This window comes from Bifidobacterium jacchi, from assembly GCF_009078285.1.
Classification (GTDB): Bacteria; Actinomycetota; Actinomycetes; order Actinomycetales; family Bifidobacteriaceae; genus Bifidobacterium; species Bifidobacterium jacchi.
In genome coordinates, this window is record NZ_RQSP01000073.1 from 1 (window position 1) to 6,187 (window position 6,187).

Sequence of the window (6,187 nt, forward strand, 5' to 3'; positions counted from 1 at the left end):
GGCTCAACACCGATGATGCCGACGAACTTGATTTCGGCGCATACGATTGGGACGACAGCGGTCTGGACGAAGACGCGGACGATGCCGCGAAGCGCGTGCGCGACGAGCTGAACGCACAGGGCGTGCAATCGAACCTGTCGTTCTACGCGTTCACTGCTACGCCGAAGCCGAGCACGCTCGAAACGTTCGGCACGGCGAACCCTTCTACCGGCAGACCGGAAGCGTTTGACCTGTATTCGATGAAGCAGGCCATCGAGGAAGGCTTCATCCTCAATGTGCTCACCAACTACACCACGTTCCAAACGTATTTCCATCTGGTCAAGAAGTCAGAAGAAAACCCCAAGCGCAAGGCCGGACGCACGAAGAAAGAGATCATGGACTTCGTAAAGCTCGACCCGAGCAACGTGTCGAAAATCTCCAAAATCATCGTCAATCATTTCCACGATCATGTCATGCCGTTATTGCACGGTGATGGCAAAGGCATGGTCGTGACGTCCAGCCGCAAAGCCGCCGTCGAATACTTCCGGTACATGAAGCGACTCGCTGCGCGTGCCGAATATGCGGGAGTGAAGCCGGTCGTCGCATTCTCCGGCAAACTCGATTTGGATGGCGAGGATGTGACCGAAGGAATACTCAACGGATTCCCTTCCAGCGAAATCGCCAAGCGGTTCGACACATCCGAGTTCAACCTCATGATCGCGGCGAACAAATTCCAGACCGGATTTGACCAGCCGAAGCTGTGCGCCATGTACGTCGATAAGAAACTGACCGGCGTGGCTGCCGTACAGACCCTCTCACGACTGAACCGCACCTGTTCAGGCAAGCAGGCCCCCATCGTGCTTGATTTCGCCAACAAGGCGGAGACGATCCAGTCAGCGTTCGAGCCCTACTACATGCAGACCGATCTCGACCGTGTCACCAATCCGAACGTCATCTACGACATGAAGACCGCGCTTAGCGAATTTCAGATCTACGATGATGCGGAGGTCTCAGCGCTATGCCAAGTCTGGCTGGGCAAGCCGGACGAATCCACCATGCCGGAAGTGCTGCGTCTGCTCGGTCCAGCCAAGGAACGGTATGCCGATTTGGATGAGGAGCGTCAGAACGAGTTCCGCAAGCGCGTCGGCAAGTTCCTGCGTACCTATTCGTATATCACGCAGCTGATCCGGCTGGAGGACGAAGAGCTCTTCAATCTCGACACGTATCTGGCGTTCCTCAACCGGGAACTCGCACCCGAATACGCGCCGGAAGAACCCATCGACGATCTAATCGCGGTGACGCAGCTGCGCATCGAGAACAAGGGACGTGCCGACATCACACTGACCGGAGGCGAACCGGTCAAGAACAACGCCGGCAACGTCGGTGTGGGGCCCACCATCGACGATGAGGACTATCTGTCCACAATCATCGACTATCTCAACGACCTGTTCGGCACCGATTTCGGCGACCCAGCGCGCAAGTATTTCGAAGGACTGATGACGGTACTGCAAAAAGACGTCAAACTGAACACTCAGGCCAAGAACAATTCCCGAGCCGATTTCCGCACACCGTTCGACTCCGCGTTCCTCAAAACGCTGTTCGAGTCGCAGGCCGAGAATACGGACCTGTTCCGCCGGCTCAGCGCCAATCCCGAAGCGATGGAATTCGTGCGGGAAGCCCTGTTCAACGAGTACTACAATCAGCAGCACCGCCAGCACCGCGGCGAAGGCGAGGCATGATCATGTCTGGAGCGGTGGCGGCTGCGGTACCGCGGGCCGGAGGCATGCATGGATAGCGCCGTTCAAATGGTGAGCAGAGCATCCGCCATACAGGTCACCGCGCAGGAGGTCAACGCACGGTTCCGCGGCGATATTCCCAAGTCGATACGTTTCTATTGCCCGTTGTGTGCAAGGCCCGTCATCGCCTGCGCCATGGGCCATCATTTCGACCGCATGCGCCGCACCACCAAACCGGGAGAGCGCAAAACGAAAGACCCGTATTTCGCACATCGGAAAAACGACGAATGGTCACGATACTGCGACGCGTATCATGCAAACGCGGGAGTCTCGCGCGAGGAGAGGACACTGCCTCTGCTTATGTTTCTCAGACGCGAATTCCCCGATCGCGATTCCGCCAATCGCGAGCCCGGTGACGAACAGCATTTCCGGGTGGAAATCGCGTTGCGGCGACGCGGATTGTCGGCCATGCTCCACGAATTGTCTCCCAACGATGCCATTACCGTAGACGACAAGTCGCACAGTCTGCGCGACATGCTGTCGGATCGACGCCGCACGATTGCGCTACCAGACCCGCTTCGTCAGACGAGTTCACGGATACAGGTGCCGCCACGCTGGCAAATCAACGTCGGATGCGCACCTACAAACACCGGCATCCTTATCTTCTCCGACTCGTTCGGCAGCAACGGCGGCCGACTTCTGCCGAATCGTTCGGCACTACACACCGACTGCATGTATTACATCGTGGCCAATGCATTTCACATGTCTGATGCCTACCATGTATTCAATCAGGTGAACCATATCGGCACCATAACCGGATCGCGCAATCTGAACGTGTATACCGTCTATGCTGCTTCATCCTCGCTGATGAAGAACGAGATCGATGACTGGCTCGCCCAATACGGATACTGTCTTTCCGACATCGACCGGGCCGCCCAACTGATGTGGCCGCCAAGCATCCGGTCAGCAGGTGTCGACGAGCCATTGTTCCGCGCTTCCTCGCCCACATATCGATTCCCCTATCAGATCGGCAATCAGCGAATGGCAGCTGACATCGTCAGCAAAAATCCGCTTCCAGACAATCCCAATGCACGCCATATCGGACTGATCGGATTCGGAAGAAAACCCGATATGGAATACATAGCGGAATCATATTGCGTGTTCTTCAAACCGAAGCCCCGCATGCCTTGGAATACGGCGTATCTCGGTCCTCGGTATCCGGATGATCTGCATCCCTACGACGAATGGTCACAAAACAATGCGGCAGATACCGTTGCCGACAATACCGTCTCAGAAGACAATTCCGACAACGATGCGATTCAAATCCCGCTGAGCCGCAGTGCCGAAATCGCATTTCGACGCATGCAACTCCACCAATCGCGATCAGGCTCCCGCGGCATTGCCATCGCCCAGTCCAGAGAAAGGACCCACTCATGGCTTGGATGAAAGAACAGCAGTACCCCAACGCATCCGTATGCATCAGTCATAGAAACAGAGCCGGGGATATCGACTGCTTTTTACGCATACTTGACTATCGGGAAAATCGCAAAATCAAATACGTGTGGGCATATCAAAAACCCAGTTACGCCGGAGAAAGCAGACCAGCCGATAACCCCTACACGCTATATCGTCCGGAAACCATGGAGGCCTTCCAGCAATCCGGCGATGATTATATCTTCCTGCGGTGGAAGCCAAACCAAGACCGGCCCGAACGCCCCTATATACGAGATCCATATACCCAGCCGTATGGTTTTACGCCAGTGCTCTATGAGGTAATCGAATGCCCAGGAAACAATAGCATCAACGATCTCATTCAAAAACTGCACAATGGCTGGCCCTATTGCGGGAAACCAACCGAACAGATTCTCATTGCCTATTCCGAAAATGGCTACAAAGTAGACACAGTTCTATTCAACTCCAGCGATTTTGATTATTCCAAGCATCGCATACGTCTGAAAGATACTGCGTCATCATATGCCACTCGATATGAGATCACCAAAACAGATATAAAAAAGCTACCGTATAATCCTTCCAATGGAGACAACAGCCGCGCTCTATACATCCGGGATTATCTGCCTAAACCACAGGAACGAATTCCCATCCGAATAACAGCGCAATTTGACACGCAATTCGACTCCCTACTCAAACAGCGGCAGGCTGAATTATCCAAGCTCGAAGAACGCATCCGAGATCGCGCTGAATCATATGAAAAACTCCAGCAACTTGTGGAGCCGCTGCAGACTCAAGTCGATGAATTGCAGCGCCAGCTGTCGGCTGCGCGAGCGGACATCAAAAGCGTGGCCAAACAGAAAAAGGTGGAACTCGCCAATTTCGAACAGCAGAACAACGAGGAACTCGCGAAACTGGACCAGCAGCGTCAGGCGGTACTGGACCGGTTTGATGACGATGTGGCGTTGAAACTTGGCCTACGCTCAGTGGTGCGAGCAGCGCTTCAGCAGCATGCCGACACAAGCGAGGATGCCAGCCGCACCGCCATCGGCGACAATGCCGCTGCCACGCCGCCCCGCCCGCAAGCCGTCCCTTACCCCTCATGGCCGACGGAACAACGCACCGACGACTTCGCCAGCGTGGTAGCAGATAACCTGCGTTTCTGCGGAGCGATCAGCGTCACCAAAACGTCATCCCCACCAATCGAACTTGCGCGGGCATGCGAACGGCTGCTCTCCGCGACCAAACTTCTGGCCGTGGATTCCACGTTTGCGCCGGCCATCGCCAATTCGCTGTCGTATGCGATGTACGGCAGACCAGCGCGACATGTCAGCATTCCCACCGACTGGAATGACGCGTATCTGACTGATCGTCTGCTTGCCGACGAAACCGATACGATCCTCGTACTGGACAACGTGTTCGACACGGTCAACGAGGGGTTTCTGTTTGCACTGACACGCATCAGCCAGCATGCGCCTCTCATTCTGCCGATCGGAGCATACGGCAATCTGCGTCTGATCGCCGCGGAAATCTGGAACCAGGTGTTCTATCTGCCCACAGAACGACACATCATGATGCCCGCCGACAGAAGCCCACACATGTATCGCTCCGCCGATGCCCTTCGGACCTTCGACAGCAGCGAGACCGCCGTTCTGAGAAGCATCGGGGCACTCAAAAAGAGAATCAGTCTGCCGCTCTCGTCACTTGTGTTGCCAGCTTCAGCGCTTACGCGCTTCACTGTGGGGGCGGTAGGCGATTCCGGTGAGGCTGACGGCTCCGGTACGGTTGGCGATTCAGGCGGCTCAGGTGATGAGGGCAAGCGATGGGTGCTGCCTCATCTGGCATTGCAACTGTATTCGATGTTCGGCATGGAGCAGGCGCGCTCAATGTGCATTGATGGGGATGGTTCCATCAAGGCGGCCGACGAGCTACTGACCCGTATCGAACGCGGTGTTGAACGAGGGCAACATGCCCGGTGATCTACTGAGAACCATCGCCGGCGATTTAGGCATTCAGCGCATGCATGATGAAAGCGAAACGCAGCTGGCATGTCGCGCATCGTACTCCGCACTCCGATTCTGGATTGAGGCGTTCTGTTTGGATGACGGATATGGCGGCACCTGCGGCATCAGCGAGACCGCCATCATCCGGAAAAGCACGATATGGTTGCGCAACCTCGAAGATCTGTATCCCGGCCTGCTTCACTGGTATCGATTCGATAGCGTTGCCGGAAAGAGCATTGCGAACATCCTGCGTATGCTGGTTGCAGTGCAAGATCTGACCGCAACCGATGAGGAGCTGTATCGCTGCGCAACGTCGCATACAAGTCCGCTAGGCACTCGATATGATCTCATACTCGGCATGACCGATCCGACCAGTCAATCGGACGCATTCCCCATGTCGGGCATGGCATCGATCACACGCAACGATCAGCATCGGCCTGTGGTTTCCGTAGTTTCCGCTGCCCCCGCCGGCAGCTCAGCCACTCTCGCAGATGCCGGAGCAGAACGGAACGAAGCGGTATTCAAGCCGGCAGCGGATCGCAATCATGTTATGATCACCCTCAATCGGCCGCTACCCAATGCGTCGTATTGCAACCAGCTCTACATGATGACATGGCCGACGCGCACGGTCAACGATCAGACGAAGCGGCTGGCGCGCATCGAATACGTTCCCGCGCTTGCCGAACTGCTCCGCAGCAATGGAATACATACCTACCGGCAGGAGGGATTTCCCGATGTGTGAGTGACCGACTTGTAAGTGACTGACTTGCGGATTATTGCGCTTACAGATTAGTCGCGGATTGGGATTGATGGATCGGGCGACTTCTGCTCGTTTTTATGGGATTAGATGGTGGGACAACAGAGAGGGGCGAGAGGGGTACCAAAGAGGGACACTACTTAGCGCAAGGATTTCGAGATTTGCGTTGAGTTCGTGGAATCCTTGCGCTAAGAGACCCTCCAAGTCGTCGATCTTGCGGCGGAAGGAATCAAAATAGCGGTTCGCCAATCGTCGTATCGCCT

Annotated in this window: 4 protein-coding genes; all 4 read left to right on the forward strand. The window is 55.6% G+C overall.

Going from position 1 to position 6,187, the window contains the following annotated elements; all coding sequences use genetic code 11:
• Nucleotides 1–1,718, forward strand: a 1,718-nt coding sequence (locus tag EHS19_RS10885) for a type I restriction enzyme subunit R domain-containing protein (RefSeq protein ID WP_175578433.1), incomplete at its 5' end; no start/stop codon positions are given.
• A 192-nt stretch (nt 1,719–1,910) separates the two neighbouring features.
• Nucleotides 1,911–3,161, forward strand: coding sequence for a hypothetical protein (locus EHS19_RS10235; protein WP_206666361.1), 1,251 nt, complete (start codon nt 1,911–1,913; stop codon nt 3,159–3,161).
• Nucleotides 3,149–5,143 (forward strand): hypothetical protein, encoded by a 1,995-nt coding sequence (locus EHS19_RS10240; RefSeq protein ID WP_151917663.1) that lies wholly within the window; start codon nt 3,149–3,151, stop codon nt 5,141–5,143. The genes EHS19_RS10235 and EHS19_RS10240 overlap by 13 nt, the downstream gene beginning before the upstream one ends.
• Nucleotides 5,133–5,909 carry a hypothetical protein gene (locus EHS19_RS10245; RefSeq protein ID WP_151917664.1) on the forward strand — a complete coding sequence of 259 codons (777 nt, stop codon included), beginning with the start codon at nt 5,133–5,135 and terminating at the stop codon, nt 5,907–5,909. The genes EHS19_RS10240 and EHS19_RS10245 overlap by 11 nt, the downstream gene beginning before the upstream one ends.
• Nucleotides 5,910–6,187 lie beyond the last annotated feature (278 nt).

Excerpts from the sequence above, each read along its gene's own strand:
- EHS19_RS10235 (WP_206666361.1), top strand. The coding sequence starts at position 1,911 with ATGGGCCATCATTTCGACCGCATGCGCCGCACCACCAAACCGGGAGAG.
- EHS19_RS10240 (WP_151917663.1), top strand. The coding sequence starts at position 3,149 with ATGGCTTGGATGAAAGAACAGCAGTACCCCAACGCATCCGTATGCATC.
- EHS19_RS10245 (WP_151917664.1), top strand. The coding sequence starts at position 5,133 with ATGCCCGGTGATCTACTGAGAACCATCGCCGGCGATTTAGGCATTCAG.